Source organism: Achromobacter sp. JD417, from assembly GCF_041879325.1.
GTDB lineage: Bacteria > Pseudomonadota > Gammaproteobacteria > Burkholderiales > Burkholderiaceae_B > Achromobacter > Achromobacter mucicolens.
Genome location: NZ_CP087159.1, coordinates 5,947,926 through 5,969,348, shown reverse-complemented (window position 1 = coordinate 5,969,348; position 21,423 = coordinate 5,947,926). Strand labels below are relative to the sequence as shown.

At 67.7% G+C, this 21,423-nt stretch carries 18 protein-coding genes; 9 read left to right on the top strand and 9 right to left on the bottom strand.

Annotated features, from left to right (window positions below; translation table 11 throughout):
• Positions 1 to 12 precede the first annotated feature (12 nt).
• Positions 13 to 1,011, bottom strand: coding sequence for a tripartite tricarboxylate transporter substrate-binding protein (locus LN047_RS27425; protein WP_062838895.1), 999 nt, complete (start codon positions 1,009 to 1,011; stop codon positions 13 to 15).
• A 261-nt stretch (positions 1,012 to 1,272) separates the two neighbouring features.
• Positions 1,273 to 2,355: a LacI family DNA-binding transcriptional regulator gene (locus tag LN047_RS27420; protein ID WP_373980751.1), complete on the bottom strand. Its 1,083-nt coding sequence runs from the start codon at positions 2,353 to 2,355 to the stop codon at positions 1,273 to 1,275.
• A 225-nt stretch (positions 2,356 to 2,580) separates the two neighbouring features.
• Here LN047_RS27420 and LN047_RS27415 point away from each other — a divergent pair, with 225 nt between their 5' ends.
• The 7 genes from LN047_RS27415 to LN047_RS27385 all read left to right on the top strand — a co-directional run bounded on the left by LN047_RS27415 (position 2,581) and on the right by LN047_RS27385 (position 9,842).
• Positions 2,581 to 3,672: a Gfo/Idh/MocA family protein gene (locus tag LN047_RS27415; RefSeq protein ID WP_373980750.1), complete on the top strand. Its 1,092-nt coding sequence runs from the start codon at positions 2,581 to 2,583 to the stop codon at positions 3,670 to 3,672.
• A gap of 31 nt (positions 3,673 to 3,703) precedes the next feature.
• A complete protein-coding gene (locus LN047_RS27410; protein WP_056327319.1) occupies positions 3,704 to 4,618 on the top strand; it encodes a sugar phosphate isomerase/epimerase in 915 nt (304 codons plus the stop codon).
• A 130-nt stretch (positions 4,619 to 4,748) separates the two neighbouring features.
• On the top strand, positions 4,749 to 5,927 hold the full coding sequence (locus tag LN047_RS27405) for an aldose 1-epimerase family protein (protein WP_373980749.1): 1,179 nt from the start codon (positions 4,749 to 4,751) through the stop codon (positions 5,925 to 5,927).
• Positions 5,924 to 6,685 carry an SDR family NAD(P)-dependent oxidoreductase gene (locus tag LN047_RS27400; protein WP_373980748.1) on the top strand — a complete coding sequence of 254 codons (762 nt, stop codon included), beginning with the start codon at positions 5,924 to 5,926 and terminating at the stop codon, positions 6,683 to 6,685. The genes LN047_RS27405 and LN047_RS27400 overlap by 4 nt, the downstream gene beginning before the upstream one ends.
• A 34-nt stretch (positions 6,686 to 6,719) precedes the next feature.
• Positions 6,720 to 7,916: a CaiB/BaiF CoA-transferase family protein gene (locus LN047_RS27395; RefSeq protein WP_108007271.1), complete on the top strand. Its 1,197-nt coding sequence runs from the start codon at positions 6,720 to 6,722 to the stop codon at positions 7,914 to 7,916.
• A complete protein-coding gene (locus LN047_RS27390; RefSeq protein WP_373980747.1) occupies positions 7,913 to 9,061 on the top strand; it encodes a hypothetical protein in 1,149 nt (382 codons plus the stop codon). The genes LN047_RS27395 and LN047_RS27390 overlap by 4 nt, the downstream gene beginning before the upstream one ends.
• Positions 9,062 to 9,071: 10 nt before the next feature.
• On the top strand, positions 9,072 to 9,842 hold the full coding sequence (locus tag LN047_RS27385; RefSeq protein WP_373980746.1) for an enoyl-CoA hydratase/isomerase family protein: 771 nt from the start codon (positions 9,072 to 9,074) through the stop codon (positions 9,840 to 9,842).
• 38 nt (positions 9,843 to 9,880) lie between these two features.
• Here the strand turns inward: LN047_RS27385 and LN047_RS27380 are convergent, their stop codons facing one another.
• The 5 genes from LN047_RS27380 to LN047_RS27360 form a co-directional block, all read right to left on the bottom strand.
• Positions 9,881 to 10,744, bottom strand: a complete 864-nt coding sequence (locus LN047_RS27380; RefSeq protein WP_056327404.1) for a proteasome-type protease — start codon at positions 10,742 to 10,744, stop codon at positions 9,881 to 9,883.
• Between the two features lie 63 nt (positions 10,745 to 10,807).
• Positions 10,808 to 11,611, bottom strand: coding sequence for a transglutaminase N-terminal domain-containing protein (locus tag LN047_RS27375; RefSeq protein ID WP_373980745.1), 804 nt, complete (start codon positions 11,609 to 11,611; stop codon positions 10,808 to 10,810).
• A 13-nt stretch (positions 11,612 to 11,624) separates the two neighbouring features.
• Positions 11,625 to 12,599 carry an alpha-E domain-containing protein gene (locus tag LN047_RS27370; RefSeq protein WP_373980744.1) on the bottom strand — a complete coding sequence of 325 codons (975 nt, stop codon included), beginning with the start codon at positions 12,597 to 12,599 and terminating at the stop codon, positions 11,625 to 11,627.
• Between the two features lie 2 nt (positions 12,600 to 12,601).
• On the bottom strand, positions 12,602 to 14,032 hold the full coding sequence (locus tag LN047_RS27365) for a circularly permuted type 2 ATP-grasp protein (RefSeq protein WP_062838905.1): 1,431 nt from the start codon (positions 14,030 to 14,032) through the stop codon (positions 12,602 to 12,604).
• A gap of 287 nt (positions 14,033 to 14,319) precedes the next feature.
• Positions 14,320 to 14,991 carry a 5-formyltetrahydrofolate cyclo-ligase gene (locus LN047_RS27360; protein WP_334166359.1) on the bottom strand — a complete coding sequence of 224 codons (672 nt, stop codon included), beginning with the start codon at positions 14,989 to 14,991 and terminating at the stop codon, positions 14,320 to 14,322.
• A 69-nt stretch (positions 14,992 to 15,060) separates the two neighbouring features.
• On the opposite strand from LN047_RS27360, the gene LN047_RS27355 reads away from it, so the two are divergent.
• Together LN047_RS27355 and LN047_RS27350 are read left to right on the top strand one after the other, a co-directional pair.
• Positions 15,061 to 17,187 carry a transglycosylase SLT domain-containing protein gene (locus LN047_RS27355; RefSeq protein WP_373982190.1) on the top strand — a complete coding sequence of 709 codons (2,127 nt, stop codon included), beginning with the start codon at positions 15,061 to 15,063 and terminating at the stop codon, positions 17,185 to 17,187.
• Complete coding sequence (locus LN047_RS27350) at positions 17,184 to 18,314, top strand: CCA tRNA nucleotidyltransferase (RefSeq protein WP_373980743.1); 1,131 nt, start codon at positions 17,184 to 17,186, stop codon at positions 18,312 to 18,314. Before LN047_RS27355 ends, LN047_RS27350 begins: the two co-directional genes overlap by 4 nt.
• Before the next feature lie 13 nt (positions 18,315 to 18,327).
• Here LN047_RS27350 and LN047_RS27345 read toward each other — a convergent pair whose 3' ends face one another.
• Together LN047_RS27345 and LN047_RS27340 are read right to left on the bottom strand one after the other, a co-directional pair.
• Positions 18,328 to 19,515 (bottom strand): class I SAM-dependent methyltransferase, encoded by a 1,188-nt coding sequence (locus LN047_RS27345; RefSeq protein ID WP_373980742.1) that lies wholly within the window; start codon positions 19,513 to 19,515, stop codon positions 18,328 to 18,330.
• A gap of 89 nt (positions 19,516 to 19,604) precedes the next feature.
• A complete protein-coding gene (locus LN047_RS27340; RefSeq protein WP_373980741.1) occupies positions 19,605 to 21,401 on the bottom strand; it encodes a DEAD/DEAH box helicase in 1,797 nt (598 codons plus the stop codon).
• Positions 21,402 to 21,423 lie beyond the last annotated feature (22 nt).

The following is a 21,423-nucleotide window of genomic DNA, read 5'->3' as shown; positions in this document are numbered from 1 at the left end:
GCGCCGCAGGCCTCAATCCGCGTACACGCCCGCCTTGCGAATCACTCCGCCCCATTTGTCGACTTCAGACTTCAGCCACGTCTGCAGGCCCTCAGGCGTCTGCTTGGCTTCGGGCACGATTTCGGCGCCCAGCTCGGCCATCTTCTGTGTGAAAGCCGGATCCTTTAGTGCGGCGCGCAGCGCGGCGTTGAACTTGTTGATGGCCTCGGGCGGCGTGCCCTTGGGGGCGTAGACACCGTGCCACACCTTGACCTCGAAATCCTTCAGGCCGCCTTCTTGCAGGGTGGGCGCGTCGGGCAGGGTCTTGATGCGTTCCTGGGTGGTGACGCCGTACAGCTTGACGCGTTCGGCCTTGATCTGCGGGATGGTCTGCGTGGTCTGGTCGCACAGCACGTCCACCTGGCCGCCCAGCAGCGCCGTCATGGCGGGTGCTGTGCCCGCGTAGGGCACGGTCGTGAACTGCACGCCCAGCGACTCCTGCAGCAGCATGCCGCACAGCTGGGACACGGCGCCCAGGCCGGCATTGGCCAGGTTGATCTTGTTGCCGTTTTCCTTGGCGTACTTGATGAAGTTGGCCATGCCGTCGGCCGGCAGATCCTTGCGGCCCAGCAGGGTCATGGGCACGTCGGCGACCTGGCCGACATAGGCGAAGTCGGTCAGCGGATTGAACGACAGCTTGCGGTACAACGCGGGCGCCGTGGCCATGCCGTTGTGGTGGATCAGGAAGGTGTAGCCGTCGGGCGCGGCGCGGGCCACGTGTTGCGAGGCCAGCGTGCCGCCCGCGCCGGTGCGGTTTTCGATGACGACGCTCTGGCCCAGCGTCTTGGCCATGGAGGCGCCCAGGCTGCGGGCCACGACGTCGGTGGGACCGCCCGCGGCAAACGGCACGACCAGTGAAATCGGGTGATTCGGGTAGGCTCCTTGCGCGCCGGCGTTGCCAACAGCCAGGCAGGACAGGGCCAGCACGGGCCAGGCTGCGCGTTTGATCGCGCGCGCGTATCGGTGGGACATGTCTCACTCCTTGTAGTGTCTTTGGCCCGCGATGCTGCGCATGGCGGGCAGGCATCGGCAGTGTGGCGCGACAAGGGCGAGGTTGGGAATTCGCGGTTTCGCAAGCCGGGCTTCGGCGCGCGGAAAGGAGGGTTTACGTGGACTTGCCGGCAGAAGCGATAAGAAGCGTGCGTGTAGCGCCTCGGATGGGCAGGGTCTCACCTGGGCCCGGGCCGGTGCGAACTGCGCGCACGGGTTCCCGACTGCGCCCGAGCCGGGCCATCACGGCTCCGGGATGTTTTCCCGGAAGATCACCTGCAGCCGCGGCAGGTAGCTGGGTTCGGGCGCGCCCTTGACGGCCGCCACCAGCAGCTTGACGATCTCGCGCGCCTCGACGCGCGGGTTCTGGTCGATCACGGCGTCCATGGTGCGATCGAGCAGCAGGCGGCGCGTGGCCTCGGTAAGGTCGTGACCGACGAAGACGATGCGAGACGCAGAGGGCGCCGTGATCGGCCGGGCCGCGTTAGGCCGGGCCGCGTCAGGCCCCGCGTCGGCCGCCCATCCCTCAGCCGGCCGCGCCTCCTTCAGCGCCCGCGCGATGCCTTGATTGCCGGCGCCGATGTTGTAGATTGCGTGCGGCGGGTCCTTGCGCAGCAGATCCTGCGTGACGGCAAAGGCGCGGTCGCGGTCATCGCCGATCTCAAGAATGTGGGCGACGCGCAGGTGCGGAAACTCTTCGCTCAGCAGCGATCGAAAGCCCATCTCGCGTTCTTCGTGGCCGCGATAGGCCAATGACCCGACGAACACCGCGACCTTCCGTTCGGTGTGCTGCGGCAGAAACCGCCCCAGCAACAGCGCGGCCAGACGGCCCGCGGCGCGGTTGTCGATGCCCACGTACCCCAGGCGCGCCGAGATCGGAATGTCCGACACCAGGGTGCTTACGTGCACGCCGCTGTCGCGCAGCGCCATGATGGCGTCGCGCACCTGGGGATGGTCCAGTCCGACCAAGCCAACGGCCTGCGTCTGTTCGCGCAGCTCGTAGAGCTTTTTTGCGAGTTTGTTGGCATCGAACCCTTCGATCAGATGCAGGCGGGCCTGCACATCGGGGCGGGTGGCGGCTTCTTCGAGCAGGTGCCGGCCCAACGCGGTCATGAAGCTGTTGGTACCGGCGGGCAAAACGAAATCGACCCGGACGTCCTGACTGGCGGCCTCGGCGCCCGGGACGAAGTAGCCCAGGCGATTGGCAATCGCCAGCACGCGGTCGCGGGTCTTGCCGCGCACGCCGTCGCGGTCGTTCAGTACCCGGTCCACGGTGGCGGTGGACATACCGGCTTCGCGGGCAATGAGGGAAATGGTGGGGCGCATGCGGGATCGGGCTCTCAAGACACCATCAGGACGATGGCGGCGCGGCCATCATAAGCCATCATTTGCAATCATTCGAGATCAAAAAGGTAACGCTTCCGCCCTATGAGCGCCTTCCGCCTTTACCCCTGATTGTTTTGATGTGAATATCGCGGCTCAATACATCAAACACCGCACGGCAGGGTGCCAGGCAGTCGACAGGGCACACCAGGCCGGCAGGAGGAGACCATGTCGCACCCCACCTTGGTGCCCGACCCGCCCGTCCGGGAACGGCGCTTTCGCATCGGCTGCATCGGCGCCGGCATGATCATGGCCGAATGCCATCTGGCGGCCTACCAGCAGGCCGGCTTCACGGTGGCGGCGATTGCGTCGCGTACCCGCAGCAAAGCGGCCGCGGTCGCCGAACGCTACGGCAACCCGCGTGTGCACGAGGATCCGCTGGCCCTGATCGCCGATCCGCAGATCGAGATCGTGGACATCGCGTATCCGCCCGACCTGCAGCCCGCGCTGATTCGCGCCGCATTAGCCGCCCCGCACGTGCGCGGCGTGCTGGCGCAAAAGCCCCTCGCCCTCTCGCTGGATGAAGCCCGCGCCTTGCGCGACGAGGCGCGTGCCGCCGGCAAGATCCTATCGGTCAACCAGAACATGCGCTACGACCAGTCGATGCGTACGCTCAAGCAGCTGCTCGACCAGGGCGTGCTGGGCACGCCGGTGTTCGCACAGATCGACATGCACGCGATCCCGCACTGGCAGGATTTCTTGCGCGGCTATGACCGGCTGACGCTCTCGAACATGAGCGTTCATCACCTCGATGCCCTGCGCTACCTGTTTGGCGAGCCCACCGAGATCACCAGCATCACCCGCCCCGACCCGCGCACCGAGTTCGCGCATCGGGATGGGCTGGTCTGCACCACGCTGCGATTTGGCAACGGCCTGCTGGCGCTGTCGCTCGAAGACGTGTGGTCCGGCCCGCGGGCCGAGGGATACCCCGACGACCAGCACATCCGCTGGCGCGTGGAAGGCACCGAGGGCGTGGCGCGCGGCACCATCGGCTGGCCCACCGGCGAGCCGTCGACCCTGAGCTACGCCTCGCGCGCGGCCCAAGGCCATACCGACGGGCGATGGGTGACGCCCACGTGGGACACGATGTGGTTTCCGCATGCCTTCATTGGCGTGATGGAGCAGTTGCAGTACGCGCTGGCCAGCGGCACCGAGCCTGCGTTGAGCGTGACCGACAACGTACGCACGATGGCGCTGGTCGAGGCCGCGTATACGTCCATCGCCGAAGGCCGCACGGTATGGCTGCCGGCTGTTGAATAACCAGACAGAAAAACAGACGGAGACAACCATCATGATCCAGACCGGAATCTTCTCGGGCTACTTTCCCTATGAGCTGGAGCGCACCGCCAAGGTGATCCGCTCGCACGGCTTCAACACCGTGCAGCTGGACCTGCATTTCAAGGACATGGAGCTCGGCCCGGGGCAGTTGACCGCGCAGAAATGCACGCAGATCCGCGACACGTTCCGCAACTATGACCTGCCGGTGTCCTGCATCTCGGCCTATACCAACATCGTTCATCCCGATCCCGCCGAGCGCCAGCGCCGTAACGGCTATCTCAAGGAGATCCTCACGCACGCGCGCCAGCTGGGTTCGCCTTACGTGATCTCGGAAACGGGCACGTTCGACACCGAAAGCGACTGGGTGCATCACCCCAAGAACAAGACCGAGGAAGGCTGGGACCAGTGCCGCGCGGTGATCGCCGAGCTGTCGCAACATGCCTATGACCATGGCGCGGTGTTCCTGCTGGAGACCTACGTGAACAACGTGGTGGGATCGGTAGAGGAGACGCTGCGCATGTTCGCCGAGGTGGATCACCCGGGCCTGGGCCTCCTGATGGATCCGACGAACTACTTCGAAGCGCACAACATCGACCAGATGGACCGCACGCTCAATCAGGTGTTCGACGCGCTCTCGGACAAGATCTGCATCGCGCATGCCAAGGACGTGAAGCGTTCGGGCGATGACAAGTCGGAAAAGCACAGCGATATCGGTGACGAGGGCGCGGCCGAAAGCCATACGTTCCGTGGGGTCGGCGAGATCGAGCTGCCCGCGCCGGGCCTGGGCGCGCTCAATTACGACCTGTACTTGCAGCGCCTGGCAAAGAAGCACCCCAACATTCCCATCATCATCGAACACCTGACCGAAGACGACGTGCCGCGCGCCAAGCAGTTCCTCGACGAGCGGCTGCGCGCGAACGGTCTGTAGGCCGGCGCCGCAGGCAAGCCAGGCGCACCGCGAAGCCATCCTCGAACAAGGCCCGCGGCGCGCCGCTCGAACACGATTCTGAACACCGACACCGGCAGACGCGCGCCCGCGCATCCGCCAGGGAGAACTCATGCCTGATATTTACGGAACCTGGATGACGCGCCGCGACGTAGAGGCGCGCACCGGACAGCTTGCGCAGTTTGCCGGCGTACGCCTGATGACGCTGGACGACGGGCTGGAGCGCGGTATCCGCATGCTGGAGTTCCGCAGCGGCACGGGCCTGCGTTTCACGGTGCTGGTGGATCGTGCGATGGACATCGCCGATTGCGAATACCGCGGTTTTGCCATGGGATGGCAATCGCCCTCGGGCTTTCGCCATCCCGGACTGCATGACTACGAAGGCGAGGGCGGGCTGGGCTGGATGCGCTCGTTTTCGGGACTCATGGTGACCTGCGGGCTGGATCACATCCTGTTCATGTACGACGCGCCGGCCGACAACTATGTGTATGGCCCCCGCAAGACGGCCAAGCAATCCATCCATGGCCGCGTCGGCACCATTCCCGCGCGGCTGACCGGCTACGGCGAACGCTGGGACGGCGATCGCTGCGTGCTGTGGGCCGAAGGGGTGGTGAGCCAGGGCACCGTGTTCGGCGAGCATCTGGAGCTGCACCGCCGCATCGAGATCGAGGTGGGCACCAACGACATCAAGCTGTCGGACCGTGTGGTGAATCGCGGCTTTTACCGCACGCCCCATATGCTCTGCTATCACATCAACCTGGGTTATCCGGTGCTGGACGCCGGCTCGCGCTATCTGGCGCCGATCCACGAGGTGGTGTGGGCCGCGCACGAGCAGGACTACCGCAAGCAGGGCGTGGGCTACCGCCGCATGCCGGCGCCGCAACTGGGCTTTCATGAGCAGGTGTGGCAGCACGAGATGGCCGCCGCGGCCGACGGCAGCGTGCCGGTCGCACTGGTGAACGATGCGCTGGGCCTCGGGATGCAGGTCAGCACCTACAAACATCAATTCCCCTGCCAGTATCAATGGCAGAACCTGCAGTCGGGCCAGTACGCGATGGGCATCGAGCCCTCCACCAACCATGTGCTGGGCCAGGGCGCGGCGCGCGAGCGCAACGAGCTCATCTGGCTGGAGCATGGCGAGGAGCGCTGCTACGACACCACGTTTAGCGTGCTGGGCTCGGCCGCCGACATCGCGGCCTGCGAAGCGCGCATCCGCGCGATCGCCGTGCAGCCCGAGACCGACTATCCGCCGTTGTCGGGGCGCTTTGCGCCCATCGCGGGGCGCCCATGAGCGCGCGCTTCTCATTGCAAGGCCGCCGTGTTCTGTACACGGGCGCGGCGGGCGGGTTTGGCGTGGACACCACGGTCGCGCTGCTGCAAGCGGGCGCCCGTGTGATCGCGCTGGATAACCACGCCGGGCATATCGATCGCCTGCGCAGCACCGTGCCGGCGCCGCTTGCCGGGCAGCTTCAGATCCTGCAGGCGGACCTTGCCGACGCCAGCGCGCTGCAAGCGCACCTTGAGCGGTTGACCGCCGAGGGCGCGATCGACGTGGTCATCAACAACGCGGCCATCTATCCCTCGCGCCCGTTCGAGGAATACAGCGATGCCGAGCTGGCGCGCGTGCACCGCGTGAACGTGGAGGCCGCCGTGCAGATCGTGCGCGCGGCGCTGCCGGGCATGCGCGAGCAGCAATGGGGCCGCGTGATCAACATCTCGTCGATCACGCTGTCGGGTGGATGGGAAAACCTGCTGCCCTACGTGCAGTCCAAAGGCGCGATGGTGGGCGTCACGCGCGCCTTCGCCCGCGAGTTTGGCAAGTGGGGCATCACGGTCAACGCCATTTCGCCGGGCGCGTTCCCGACCGACGCCGAGAAGATCCATCCCGATCCCGAGGGCTACAACCGCATGGTGCTCGAACGCCAGTCGGTCAAGCGCCGCGGGCACGCCGGCGACATCGCCGCGGCCATCGTGTTCCTGGCCTCGGACGAGGCGGGTTTCATTTCCGGACAGACGCTGGCGGTGGACGGCGGCTGGGTCATGCATTGAAAGGCGCATCGGCGCCACGCAGAGGGTAGAAGCAATGAGCATTCTTTCTGGCTACAAGGTTCTGGACTGCTCCATCGCCATGGCGGGGCCGTTCGCGGCGCAGCGCCTGGGCGACCTGGGCGCCGACGTCATCAAGATCGAGCCGCCCACCGGCGAATGGCAGCGGCACGCGCCCGCCGGCGGCATCACGGGCAACAAGATCAACGTGTCCTTTCTTTCGCTGAACCGCAACAAACGTTCGCTGGCGATCGACCTGAAGAGCGCCGGCGGCAAGGAGATCATCCAGAAGCTCGCGGCGCAGGCCGATGTGTTCATCCAGAACTACCGGCCGGGTGTCGCCGGCCGCCTGGGCGTGGACTACGAGACCTTGTCGGCCCTGAACCCGCGCCTGATTTATGTATCGATGTCGGGTTTCGGCGAGGACGGCCCCTATGCCACGCGTCCCGGACAGGATCTGCTGCTGCAGGCGATGTCGGGCGCGATGCTGTCGTCGGGCCGGGCCGGCGAGGCGCCGCGCGCGGCGGGCCAGTATGTGGTCGACGCCGTCACCGCGTATTGCGCGTTCGAAGGCGTGCTGGCCGCGCTGCTGCACCGAGAGCGCACCGGCGAAGGCCAGAAGGTCGAGGTCAACATGCTGGATGCCATCACCACGATCCAGATGCAGGAGCTCTCGGTGTACACGGTGGGGCACAAACCGCAGGTGCGCAGTGCCGAGCCGCACGCGCACGTGTACATCCGCGCGCCCTATGGCACCTTTGCGACCAGCGACGGCTATCTGGCGCTGGCCATGCCCGACATGAAGGTGCTGGCGCGCGTGACTGAAGAACCGCGCCTGGCGGACTACGCCGGCGAGCGCGACGGTTGGGAAAAGCGCGACGAGATCTACGCGCTGGTGCGCGACACGTTGGCCCGCGCCTCGACCGCCGACTGGTTCGCCAAGCTGGATGCCGCCGGCATCTGGTGCAGCCCCGTGTATGGCTACGCCGATCTGGTCGACGATCCGCAGATCGCGCACAACGGCACGTTCGTCGAATACGAGCATCCGACCGAAGGCCGGATCAAGACGCCGGGCTTTCCGATCCGCTTTTCCAAGACCCCTAGCCAAGTGGTGCGCGGCGCACCGCTTACCGGCCAGCACACCGACGAAGTGCTGCGCGACTTCGGCTTCAGCGCCGACGAGATCGCCGCGCATGCGGCCTCGGGCGCGGTGCTGCGAGGGGCCTCGGAATGAGCGAGCGTGCGTTGCCCTATCGCGGCCTGACCTGGGATCACCCGCGCGGCTACAACGCCCTGCACGCGGCCACCGCCCACACGCCGCAGGTGCACTGGGACAAGCAATCGCTCGAGGGTTTCGAGTCGGCGCCCATTGCCGAACTCTGCGCCCGCTATGACCTGGTGGTGCTGGATCACCCCCATCTTGGCGAAGCCCTGGCGCACGATTGCCTGCAAGCGCTGGACACCGTGTTCGCGCCCGACGAGCTGGCGCGGATCGCGCGCGACAGCATCGGGCTGTCGTACGACAGTTATCGCATGGCCGGCCGCCAATGGGCGCTGCCGCTGGACGCCGCCACGCAGGTGATGGCCACGCGCGCCGACCGGTTGGACGGCCCCGTGCCGCGCACCTGGCATGAGGTGCTGATGCTGTCACAACGCAGCGGCTCGGTCGCGCTCAGCTGGGGCGGACCACATCCGTTTCTGTCGCTGCAGTCGATCGCCGCCGCGCTCGCACCCGATACGGATCTGCGGCCGCACGGCGCCTGGCACGACGATGCGACGCTCGCCGACGCGTGCGACGTGCTTTCCGAATTGGCGCGGCGCACGCCCGCGCACGCTCTGGCTTACAACCCGATCGCGCTGCTGGGCCACATGAGCGCGCGCGACGACATCACGCTCTGCCCGCTGGTCTATGGCTACGTGAACTACGCCACTTCCGCGGTCGCCAAGCCGCTCACGTTCCGCGACGCGCCCCAGGCCGACGCTGGCCGGCCCGGATCGATCCTGGGTGGGACCGGCATTGCGATATCGCGGCGCTGCATCGTGGGCCCAGAGTTGCGCGCGCACCTGTTGTGGTTGCTGGCAGCCGACACCCAAAGCCGCTTCATCCCGCAGCACGAAGGCCAGCCCAGCCATCGCGGCAGCTGGGCCGACGCAGACGTGAACGCGGCCAGCGGCAACTTCTATGCCAACACGGCCCGCACACTGGAAGCGGCCTCGATCCGGCCGCGGCACGACGGCTACATCGCCTTCCAGGGCGAGGCCTCGCAGTTCCTGCGCGACGGCGTTGCCGCCCGCGCACCCTCTCACACCTTGGCGCGCGGCCTGACCCAGCGCTTTCAGGCCAGCCTGGCCGCCGCCTCCCCGCACCCCGCTGCATAAGGATTTCGACGTGAGCGCACTCGTCAATCTCAGTATCGATGGCCATGTCGCCATCATCGAACTCAACCGTCCCGAGAAGCTGAACGCGATGACGCCCGAGATGGCCGACTTGCTGATCGCCGCGGTGGAAGCGTGCAATGCCGACGCGCAGGTGCGCGCGGTGATCCTGACCGGCGCGGGTCCCAAGGCCTTCTGCGCCGGCTCGGACATCACCGAGCTGGACCGCTACGCCACGCCCTGGGATTTCCGCAACCGGCTCGATTACTGCGACTGCGTGCGCATGTTGAAGAAGCCCACCGTGGCCGCGATCAACGGCTATACGTTCGGCGGCGGCCTGGAAATGGCATTGGCCTGCGATATCCGCATCGCTGCCGACAACGCGCGCCTGGGCGCGCCCGAGATCAAGCTGGGATGGATTGGCGGCGGCGGCATGACCGCGCAGCTTGTCCATGCGATCGGCCCGAGCAATGCCGCCCTGATGGTGCTGACGGGCGATCCCATCCGCGCCGAGCAGGCGCTGGCCTGGGGGCTGGTGAGCGAGGTGGTGCCGCAGGAGCAGCTGCGCGAGCGCGCGCAGATGCTTGCCGCCACCATCGCCTCGCGCGCGCCCATTGCGGCCGAGACGGCCCGCGTCAATCTGCGCGCCGCGCTGTCGATGCCGCTGGAAAAGGCCGTGGAATACGAGCGCGATCTGCAGGCGATCTGCTTTGCCACCGCCGACGCCAAGGAAGGCCGCAAGGCATTCGAAGAAAGGCGCGCGCCGAAGTTCGAGCGGCGCTGACGCGGGGGGGCGCCGCCCAGCGCGGTGCCGCAACCCTATCAGTTGGGCTGGTCCTTGCCCGGGTCTTCGGCCAGCACCTGCGGCGTCACATAGGCGCTGCGCGCCGCATCGGCCGGCTCCATGCGCAGGGGCTGGTGCACCCGCGATGGCGGCACCAGCGAGCCCGGCGCGTCGGGGTTGGTCCACAGCGGATCGGGGATCTCGGCAAAGACCTGGCGCAGGCGTTCGCCCCAGGTGCCGCGGATCATGCGGAAATACTCGTTGTGCTCGTCGATGCTGGCAAAGTGCGTGACGCGAAGCGAATTGGCGTCGTACACCAGCAGGTCCAGCGGCAGGCCCACCGAGATATTCGAGCGCAGTGTGGAATCCATCGAGATCAGGGCGCACTTGGCGGCCTCGTCCAGCGAGGTGTCCGGTTGCAGCACGCGGTCCAGGATGGGCTTGCCGTATTTGGCCTCGCCGATCTGGAAGTACGGGCATTCCTGGCCCGCCTCGATGAAGTTGCCGGCCGAATACACCTGGAACAGGCGGCATTGCTCCATGCCGATCTGCCCGCCGAAGATCATGCTGACGTTGAAGTCGACACCCTGTTCGTGCAGGGCGGCGGCCTCGCTGTGATAGACCTCGCGCACTGCCGCGCCCACCAGGCGCGTGGCCGTGAACATGTCGGGGGCGTTCCAGAGGGTGTCGGCGCCTTCCTCGCGCTGGCGGGTCAGCACGTTCAGCACGGCCTGGCTGACCGCCAGGTTGCCGGAGGTCATCAGGACCATGACGCGCTCGCCCGGCCGCTCGAACACGGTCATCTTGCGAAAGACACTGATCTGGTCGACCCCGGCATTGGTGCGGGAGTCGGAAAGAAACACCAGGCCGGCGTCCAGGCGGGCAGCTACACAGTAGGTCATGATCGGAAAGAGGGAAAAGCCACCCCGCATTGTATTGCGGCGGGGCGGGGCGGATGTTACGGCCTACTGCTGCGCGCCGGCCTGGACCTGGACGCTGATTTCCATGGACTCCTCGCCGCCGCCGGTGCGCACCCCCCGCACGGGCGAGGCCGAGTCGTAATCCCGGCCCACGGCCAGCCGGCAATGGCATTCCGAGGCGAACTGGCTGTTGGTGATGTCCACGCTGGTCCAGCCCAGGTCGGGCAGCCAGACGTCGGCCCAGGCGTGGCTAGCCGCGTGCTCGGCCGTGGTGTACAGGTAGCCGCTGACATAGCGTGCGGGCACGTTCAGGCCGCGCACGCACGCAAGGAACAGGTGGGCGTGGTCCTGGCATACGCCATGACCCAACGCCAGCACCTGGTTGGCGGCGGTGGTGACGTCCGTGGTGCCGGGCTCGTACGCCACGCGCCCGTGGATGGCGCCCGCCAGCGTCAGGATGTCGTCCGAGGTCGACAGCCCGTTCGGCAGCACCGCGCGCGCGAACGCAAGAACCGTCTCGTCCGCCTGTGTCAGCCGCGTCTGCACGCAATAGGCATGCACCGGCAGCCGGCTGTCCTCGCCGCCCAGCACGCCACGCACCAGCGGCGCCACCAGCACCTGGCCGGACACGCGCAGCTCGATGTCGCTGTGCGGCTCGTTCAACGTCAGCGTGTGCGTGATGTTGCCGTAGGCGTCGACCTGCTTGTCCAGCTCGCCCGGCGCCTCGATGTTCCAGCGCAGGACGCGCTGGTGTTCGTCGTCGCGCGGCGTCAGGCGCAGGGTCTGGATGCTGTAGTTGACCGGCGCGGTGTAGCGGTAATGCGTGACGTGCGTGATGATCTGCTTCATGGCTGTCTCCGTGTTATGCCGACAGCGGCACCAGGAAGTCCTGGCTGATCCGGTTGCCCAGGTCGTTGATGCGGTCAAGGAACCGGTCCAGGTACCGGTGCAGTCCGCTCGCCAGGATGTCCTCGACGCGGCCGTACTGCAGCTCAGCACACAACATGCCCGCGCGCCGCTCGGTCTCGGTCGAGCGCTGGTTCGCCACGCGCGTCAGGTCGTCGGCCACCGCCCGTATCGAGGCCAGCAGCGACCGCGGCATGTCGCCGTGCAGGATCAGCAGTTCGGCCACGCGATCGGGGGTAATGACGTCACGGTACACCTTGCGGTAGATCTCCAGGCCGGACACGGAGCTGAGCAGCGCCGACCAGCGGTAGAACTCGCTTTGCACGGCCGCGGCGCTGGCCGGTTCCGCGCGGCTTTCCTGCGCGCCCGCGCTGCTGCGTTCGTGGAACTTCACGTCCAGCATGCGGGCGGTGTTGTCGGCGCGCTCCAGGTGCATGCCGATGCGCATGAAGTACAGCGCCTCGTCTTCCAGCATGGTGCCGATCGTGACGCCGCGCGCCAGGTGGGAACGGAATTTGACCCACTCGAAGAATTCGCCCGGGTTGCGTTCCAGCAGCCCGGTATGCAGGTGCTTGAGCAGCTCGAGCCACGTCGTGTTGTAGGTTTCCCAGACTTCCGTCGTGAGGCTGCCGCGCACGGCGCGCGCGTTTTCGCGGGCGGCGCGCATGCACGAATAGATCGACGAGGAATTCTCCGGGTCGCGCACCATGTATTCCAGCACGTCGTGCGGCGAGATCGACGCGTACTTGCTCTGATACAGCCCCTGCAATTCAGAGATGCGCAGCACGCCCAGCCACGAGCCCTCGCGCGTATGCGTGTCCTGCGGCAGCAGCGACATCTGCAGGTTCACGTCCAGCATGCGGGCGGTGTTTTCGGCGCGCTCGGTATAGCGGCACATCCAGAACAGGTTGTCGGCGGTTCGGCTCAGCATGGTCAGTCCTCCAGCACCCAGGTGTCCTTCGTGCCGCCGCCCTGGCTGCTATTGACCACCAGCGAGCCCTCGGTCAGCGCCACGCGGCACAGGCCGCCCGGCACGGTGCGGATCTCCTTGCCGCACAGCACGTACGGCCGCAGATCCACGTGACGCGGCGCGACGCCCGATTCCACGTAGGTGGGCGTGGTCGACAGCGCCAGCGTGGGCTGCGCGATGTAGTTGGCGGGATTGGCGCGCACGCGGTCCCGGAACGATTCCACCTCGGCGCGCGAGGCGGACGGCCCCACCAGCATCCCGTACCCGCCCGCGCCATGCACTTCCTTGACGACCAGGTCCTGCATGTTGGCCAGCACGTGCGACAGCTCGTCCGGCCGGCCGCAGCGCCAGGTCGGCACGTTCGACAGGATGGGTTCCTCGCCCAGATAGAAGCGGATCATGTCGGGCACGTAGAGATACGTGGACTTGTCGTCGGCGATGCCGGTGCCGATCGCGTTGGCGAGCGTGACGCGGCCGGCGCGATACACCGACAAGAGGCCCGGCACGCCCAGCGCGGAATCGGCGCGAAAGGACAGCGGATCAAGAAAATCGTCGTCCAGCCGGCGGTAGATCACGTCGACCTTGCGCGGCCCGCGCGTGGTGCGCATGTAGACGGTGTTCTGCTCGACGAACAGGTCCTGGCCTTCCACCAGTTCCACGCCCATCTGCTGGGCCAGGAAGGCGTGCTCGAAGTAGGCGGAGTTGTACATGCCCGGCGTCAGCACCACCACGGTGGGATCGTCGCCGCCGTGCGGCGCGACCTCGCGCAGGTTGTCCAGCAACAGGTCGGGGTAGTGCGCGACGGGTTCGACCTTGATGCGGCCGAACGCGTCGGGCATGAGCCGCATCGACATCTTGCGGTTCTCCAGCATGTACGACACGCCCGACGGCACGCGCAGGTTGTCCTCCAGTACATAGAATTCACCGGCGCCCGCCCGCACGAGGTCCACGCCGGCGATGTGGCAGTAGATGTCTTCGGCAACATCGACGTCCTGCATCTCCGGACGGTATTGCGCGTTCAGGAAGACCTGCTCGGCCGGCACGATGCCCGCGCGCACGATGTCGTGGCCGTGATAGATGTCGCGGATGAACAGGTTCAGTGCGCGCACGCGCTGTTTGAGGCCGGCTTCCAGGTGGCGCCATTCCTCGGCGGGAATGATGCGCGGGATGAGGTCGAAAGGGATCAGGCGCTCGGTGCCGGCGGCGTCGCCCGCAACCGAAAACGTGATGCCGACGCGGCGAAAGCTCAGGTCGGCCTCCAGCCGGCGCACGGACATGGCTTCGTCAGACTGCTCGTTGTGCCAGCGCTCGAACGCCTGGTAGTGGGAGCGGATGCGGTTCTCGCCATCGCGCATTTCGTCAAAGGCGGATGGACGGGCGGGTAGGTCCTTCATGGCTCCTCCGTGCAGATGCTTGCGGCCGCTTGCACGCGGCCGTCATCCGGCCGTGGCCGGCCGGTCAAGGTGTACAAGCAACCCGCATGCCAGCTTTGGCGGCAGACGGGGCGTTACGGCATCAATATGCGCTGCGGGCGGGGGAAATGCCATCCCCGGGGCGGACGACGGCGTAATCCGGGGACGGGAGGCCGCCAGGGGGGCGAGGGCGGCTGGAGCGCTGCCCGGGCGCGCGCACCAAGCTGGTGCGTCACGCCGGACGAAACTGGTGCGTCAGCGGGGACGCGTCAATTCATGCGATAGGAATGCAGCACCGATCCGCTCTTGCCGCCTTGCTCCAGCGGCGCGTGCGGCACCCAGCCGTCCTGCGTCAGCACCGCGTCCAACCGGACATCGTGCGCGGCGGGGACATAGCCCGGGTCCAGCTCGCCGCAGCTCCATGCGATGCCGACGGCAGTGAAGGGGTGGCCGCGGTCGCGCAGGGCGGCCAGGGTGCGGTCGTAATAGCCGCCGCCATAGCCCAGGCGGTCGCCGAGTTCGGTGTAACCCAGCGTGGGCACCAGCACCACGTCAGGCAGAAGTTCCGGGCCGGCCACGGGCTCCTGGATGCCGTAGGGGCCGGCGCGCAGCTCGGCCTCGGGCGTCCAGGGCAGGAAGGCGAGCGGCGCGTTGCGCTCGCGCACGACCGGCAGCGCCACCGTCATGCCGGCCTCGCTCCATTGCGTCAGGAGCGGGCGCAGATCGGGCTCGTCGGCCATCGGCCAGAACGCGGCCACGGTGGTGGGTGCCGGATTGCCGGCCTGCACGGCCTGGTCGCGGGCCACATTCAGCCAGGTGAAAAGGCGTGCGCGCATGAGCAAAGCGCCCCGGCTGCGCTGGTCTTCAGGCATTTCGGTGCGCAATTTCCGCAATCGCGTGCGGTGGACTGCGGTATCCTCTGGAGTATTTTGCGTAGTCATGCGGTGGCTGTAACCGGGGGGTTGAATATGAAGGCAAACATGCTGAAGACGAACATGCGTATGCTCAGCATGCGGGTGCGTCGCGAGACAGGCGCCCGGCAGCCCCCACGGTATCAGAATTCCTCGTTGCAAGCCGCCGACGCCCGCGCCGGGCTGCGCCGCTTGCTGCCGCTGGTGGCGCTTTTCACGGTTGCCTGTGCGCCCGTCGATGCGCAGCAGCGCAGCGCCGCCGTCAATCCCCAGCCTCAGCCCGCCGTGCAGGCGGCCCAGCCGATGATCGCCGTGCCTCCCGTGGTGCTGGCGGGCCTGCCGCCGACCGCGGAAACGCCCGCGCTGGCCGCCGTGGTCGCCGCCCGCGAAGCCATGAACCGCAAGCAGTGGTCGGTGCTGGGCGCCCTGGTGCCGCAGGCCAAGGGCGACCCGCTGGGCATGTATCCGGAATACTGGCTGCTGCGCTATCAGCTCTGGACGCCGCCCGCCTCGGGCCGGCCCGTGGCGGCGCTGCAGCAGTTCATCAACAGCAATGGCGACGCCTACCTGGCCGACCGCCTGCGCGGCGACTGGCTGCTCGCCGCCGCCCGCAGCGGCGACTTCGAAACGGTGCGCAAGCTGGCGCCCGTCAAAAACAGCAACGCGCAGATCGAATGCGCCATCCTGGACGGCAAGCACATGACCGGCCAGCGCGCCACGGCCGCGCAGGCGATGGCCGTGTTCTCGCCCGGCAGCGCGTGCTGGGCGCTGTACGACCAGCTCGTGGCCGACGGCATCCTGGGCTGGGAGCAGCTCGAGCCGCAGCTGCGCGATGCCATCGAGGCCAACAAGACCACCGATGCGCGCAAGTTCGTGCAGTACATGTTCGAACCGCGCGACGTGAAGACCTACGACGTCATCATGAAAGACCCCATGAAGTGGCTGACGCGGCAGGACCGCATGCCCGTGGGTCGCAACGAAAAGGAACTGGTCACGATCGCGCTGGCCCGCCTGGCGCGCTCGGACGTCAGCGTCGCCGACTCCTACCTGCGCCGGGAATGGGCCAAGTCGATGTCCAAGTCGAACCTGGCCTGGGTGCGCGGCCAGTACGCGCTGACCGCCGCGCTGGGCCTGGACAGCCGGGCGAACGATTGGTACCGCGAGGCGGGCCATATCCGCATGACCGAATACAACGCCGCCTGGAAGGTGCGCGCCGCGTTGCGCCAGCCGAAAATCGACTGGAAGTGGGTCATCGAATCCATCGACGAAATGCCGCCTTCGCAACAGGCCGAGACGGTCTGGGTGTACTGGAAGGCCCGCGGGCAGGCCGCGACGGGCAACAAGGACAAGGCGCAGGCCGCCTACGCCAGCATCGCCGACCGCTTTGATTTCTACGGCCAGCTGGCCGCGGAAGAGCTGGGCCGCCGCATCAATGTGCCGCCGCGTCCCGCGCCCATCAGCGATCGCGAGATCGCCGAGGCCCGCGCCAATCCGGGCCTGCAACGCGCCGTGCTGCTGTTCCGCCTGGGCTGGCGCGCCGAAGCCGTGCCCGAGTGGAACTTCACGCTGCGCGGCATGAGCGACCGCCAGCTGTTGGCCGCCGCCGAGCTGGCCCGCGCCGAGAACATCTACGACCGCGTGGTCAACACGTCGGACCGCACCGAAAAGGAATTCGACTTCAGCCAGCGCTTCATCGCGCCGTTCGAGGGCCGCGTTACCGCCAAGGCCAATGCCATCGCGCTGGATCCGGCCTGGGTGTACGGGCTGATCCGCCAGGAATCGCGCTTCATCATGGATGCGCGCTCGCACGTGGGCGCCTCGGGGCTGATGCAGCTCATGCCCGCCACGGCCAAGTGGGTGGCCGGCAAGATCGGCATGAGCGACTTCACGCCGGCCAGCGTCAACGATTTCGACACCAACACCGAGCTTGGCACCAACTACCTGAACATCGTGCTGCGCGGCCTGGACGGCTCGCAGATGCTGGCCAGCGCCGGTTACAACGCAGGTCCGGGCCGGCCGCGCAATTGGCGTTCGACGTTCACGCATCCCGTCGAAGGCGCCATCTTTGCCGAGACCATTCCGTTCACCGAAACCCGCATCTACGTCAAGAACGTGATGTCCAACGCCACGTATTACGCGGCCATGTTCACCGGCCAGCCGCAATCGCTGAAGGAGCGCCTGGGCAACGTCGTGCCGGCAGGCACCGAAACCGCCGCCGCGCCATGACGCGCGATCCGGCGACCGAAGGCCTGCGCGCCTATATCGTTGGCGGCGCGGTGCGAGATGCGCTGCTCGGCCTGCCGCACGGCGATCACGATTGGGTCGTGGTGGGCGCCACGCCCGAAGACATGACCGGCCGCGGCTTCATCCCCGTCGGCGGCGATTTCCCCGTCTTCCTGCACCCCCGCACCAAAGAGGAATATGCCCTGGCGCGCACCGAACGCAAGTCGGGGCGCGGCTACAAGGGCTTCACCTTCTACACGGGCGCGGACGTCACGCTGGAGGACGACCTGCGCCGGCGTGACCTGACGGTGAATGCCATTGCCCAGGACGAAGACGGCCGGCTCGTGGACCCGCTGGGCGGCGCGGACGACCTGCGCGCCCGGGTCTTTCGTCATGTGGGCGATGCGTTCGAAGAGGATCCCGTACGCATCCTGCGCCTCGCCCGCTTTGCCGCGCGCTTTGGCGATTTCAGCATTGCGCCGGAAACGATGGCGCTGTGCCGCCGCATGGTCGAGGCCGGCGAGGCCGATGCGCTGGTGGCCGAACGCGTCTGGAAGGAATTGTCGCGCGGCCTGATGGCGCAGGCGCCTTCGCGCATGCTGGGCGTGCTGAACGAATCCGGCGCGTTGGCGCGCGTGATGCCCGAATTGCAGGGCGTGGACGAAGTGGCTGCGCAGTTGGATCGCGCCGCGCAGCAGGGCTTGCCGCTGGCAAGCCGCTATGCGCTGATGTGCCGCCTGACGCCGAAGCGCGAAGCGCTGGGACGGCGGATGCGCGTGCCCACGGAATGCAACGACTACGCGCGACTCTTGCCTGAAGTCCTCGACGCATTGGGTGCGCAGGATGGCATGCCGGATGGCATGCCGGATGGCCCGGGCAGGGCCGATGCGCAGTTGGCGCTGATGGAGCGCGCCGATGCCTTGCGCAAGCCGGAACGCTTTTTTGAACTGTTGGATGCCGCGGCCGTGTTGCGCGCGGTGGACCTTCCCGCGTGGCAATCGCGGGTGGCGGCGGTGCGGGGCGTGGACGCGGGCGCCATCGCCAAGGCTTGCGCGGGCGAGCCGGCGCGCATCAAGGAAAGCGTGCGCCAGGCGCGCCTGGCGCGTCTGGCCGATTTGCAGGCGGTCTGATCCGGCTTCCGCGCTACAGCTTGCCCAGCCGGTCGCCGCGCGAGAACCCGCTCAACGGCGCCGTCATGCCGCGGCCGACGGCCAGCACCTTGAACAACTCGCCCATCTCCGCCTCCGACAGCAGCTTCTGCACGGGCGCCACCGCCTGCGCGTAGGCCTGCGCATCGGACGGATCCAGTCCGGCCAGCAGGTCCATGAGGCCCGCGTTCATCAGGAAGCGCGCCTGCGACGTGTAGCCCAGCACCTGCATTCCCGCCGCCAGCGCCGCGTCCGCCATCGCGGTGAAATCCACGTGCGCCGTGATGTCCTGCAGGCCCGGCGCGGTGAACGGGTCGCCGTGCGCGTGGTGCCGCAGGTGGCACATCAGCGTGCCGCCCGCGCGCTGCGGGTGGTAGTACTCGCTGCGCGGAAAGCCATAGTCCACCAGCAGCGCCGCGCCGCGTTCCAGCCAGCTGCCCATCGCCGCGATCCACGCCTCGCCCTGCAGATTGATTTCCGACACGTAGCCCGGCAGTGCCGGCATGCGCGCCGCGACCGCGGCCGCGAGGGTGGCCGGGGCGGGGCGATCTTCCCACGAGAAACCGCCGTCGGCGTCCGCCGCCACGCCGCGTTCCAGCACCTGGCCGGCGTCGCTCCAGACAAAAAGGGAAACCGGCATCGCGTCCAGCACTTCGTTGGCCAGCACGCATCCGGAAAACGCGTGGGGCAGGGCGTCCAGCCATTGCACCCGGTCGCCGAAGGGCGCCAGCCGTTCGGCCTGGCGCGCGCGCAGGTCCGCCGACACTTCCAGAATCAGATAGCGCGTGTCGGACAGCCCCAACGCGTCCAGTTCGCGCAGCACGCCCTCGGCGAGCGCGCCGGTGCCGGCCCCGAATTCCAGCACGGCGCGCGTGTCCGTCTGACGCAGCACCTCGGCCGCCTGGCGCGCCAGCGTGCGCGAGAACAGCGGCGTGAGCTGCGGCGCGGTCACGAAGTCGCCGGCGGGCGTCTTGCCGCCGTCGTCGGCATCGGCCAGCTTGACGTTGCCCGCCGCGTAATAGCCCAGTCCCGGCGCGTAAAGGGCCTCGGCCATCCAGTGATCGAACGGCAGCCAGCCGCCGCTCGCCGCGATGGCGGCGCGCAGGTGGGCGGCCGTGGCGTCGCTGTGTTCGCGTGCGGCGGGGGACAGGGGCGGAAGATTGGCGGGGGCGGGGCGTTGCATGAGCGGATGGTACTGGCGCAAACCGGCATTTTCCCAAAAAAAAGCCCCGCAGCATGGCCGCGGGGCTTTTTTCGGATCAGACGGACAGATTAGCCGCGGCGATCGGTCGACTTGGTGAAACGCTTGGCGGGACCGCCGGGGCGCTTGTCGAACGAGGGCTTGCCACGGAAGCCGACTTCGGGACGATCGCCGCCACGGAAGCCGCCTTCGCGCTGGGGACGGTCGCCGAAGCTGGGACGGTCGCCAAAGCTGGGACGCGCGTCGCGATCGCCACCGCGGAAACCGCCTTCACGGGGGCCGCGCTCGCTGAACGGACGGGCGTCGCGCTGGGGACGGTCGCCGTAGCTGGGGCGGTCGCCAAAGCTGGGACGCGAATCGCGGTCGCCGCCACGGAAGCCGCCTTCACGCTGGGGACGGTCGCCGAAGGGGCGATTGCCCTGGTAGCCGCCTTCGCGCTGCGGACGATCGCCGAAGCTGGGACGGTCGCCAAACGAACGCTGCGGGCGGTCGCCGAACGGACGGTCTTCAAAGGAGCGGTTGCCCTGGTAGCCGCCGTCGCGCGGCTTGAATTCGCCACGCGGGCCGCCGAAGGAACGGCCTTCACGCGGGGCGCCATCGCGGCCGCCGTCGCGGTTGCCGGCAAAGCCGCCCGACGCATGGCGCGAACCGCCGAAGCCGCCGGGACGCTTGCCGAAAGGCTTGCCAAAGGGCTTGCCGCCGCCGCCACCGGTGGACGGACGCGGGGTGCGCTTGGGTTCCAGACCGGCGATCACTTCAGGCGTGATCGACTGGCCAATGTAGTGCTCGATGCGGCGGACCTTGTGGCGCTCGGAATGCGTGGCCAGCGTGAACGCCAGGCCGCTGCGGCCGGCGCGGCCCGTACGGCCGATGCGGTGCACGTAGTCTTCAGCCTGCATCGGCAGGTCGAAGTTGACGGCGTGGCTGATGCCTTGCACGTCGATGCCGCGGGCGGCCACGTCGGTGGCCACCAGGATGCGCAACTGGCCGCGTTGCAGTTGCGACAGCGTGCGGGTGCGCTGGCGCTGGTTCATGTCGCCGTGCAGGGCGGCGGCGGCAAAGCCCTGGTCGGCCAGGCGGTCGGCCAGGTCGTCCGCGCCGCGCTTGGTCGACGTGAAGACGATGGCCTGATCCAGCGAGGCGTCGCGCAGCACGTGGTCCAGCAGCTGCATCTTGTGGCTGGCGTCGTCCGCGTACAGCAGGCTTTGCGTGATGTTGGTGTGCTTTTCCTTGGCGCCGGCGATCTCGATGCGCTGCGGCTCGCGCATCATGCGCGCGGCCAGCTTGGCAACGGTGCCGTCCAGGGTGGCCGAGAACAGCAGCGTCTGGCGCTCTTGCGGCAGGCGCTCGATGATGGTCTCGATATCTTCGATGAAGCCCATGTCCAGCATGCGGTCGGCTTCGTCCAGCACCAGGGTGTGCACGGTGTTGAGCTTGACGCGGCCCGATTGCAGGTGATCGATCAGGCGGCCGGGGGTGGCGACCAGCACGTCGACGCGGCGCGACAGCGCCTTCAGTTGCGCGCCGTAGGGCATGCCGCCCACGACGGTCGCGGTGCGCAGGTCGGCCAGCTTGCGGCCGTAGGTGGCGGTGGCGTCCGTGACTTGCAGGGCCAGTTCGCGGGTCGGGGTCAGCACCAGCACTTGCACGCCGACGCCCTTGTTGGCGGGCATCTGGGCAATGCGGTGCAGGGCGGGCAGCATGAAGGCCGCGGTCTTGCCGCTGCCGGTCTGCGAGGACACCATCAGGTCATGGCCGGCCAGCGCTTGCGGAATGGCGGCGGCTTGAACGGTGGTGGGGGTGGTGAAGCCAGCTTCTTGAACGGCCGACAACAGGGCGGGCGCGAGACCCAGGGTTTCGAAAGACATTACTTTCCCTTGCCGCAATCAA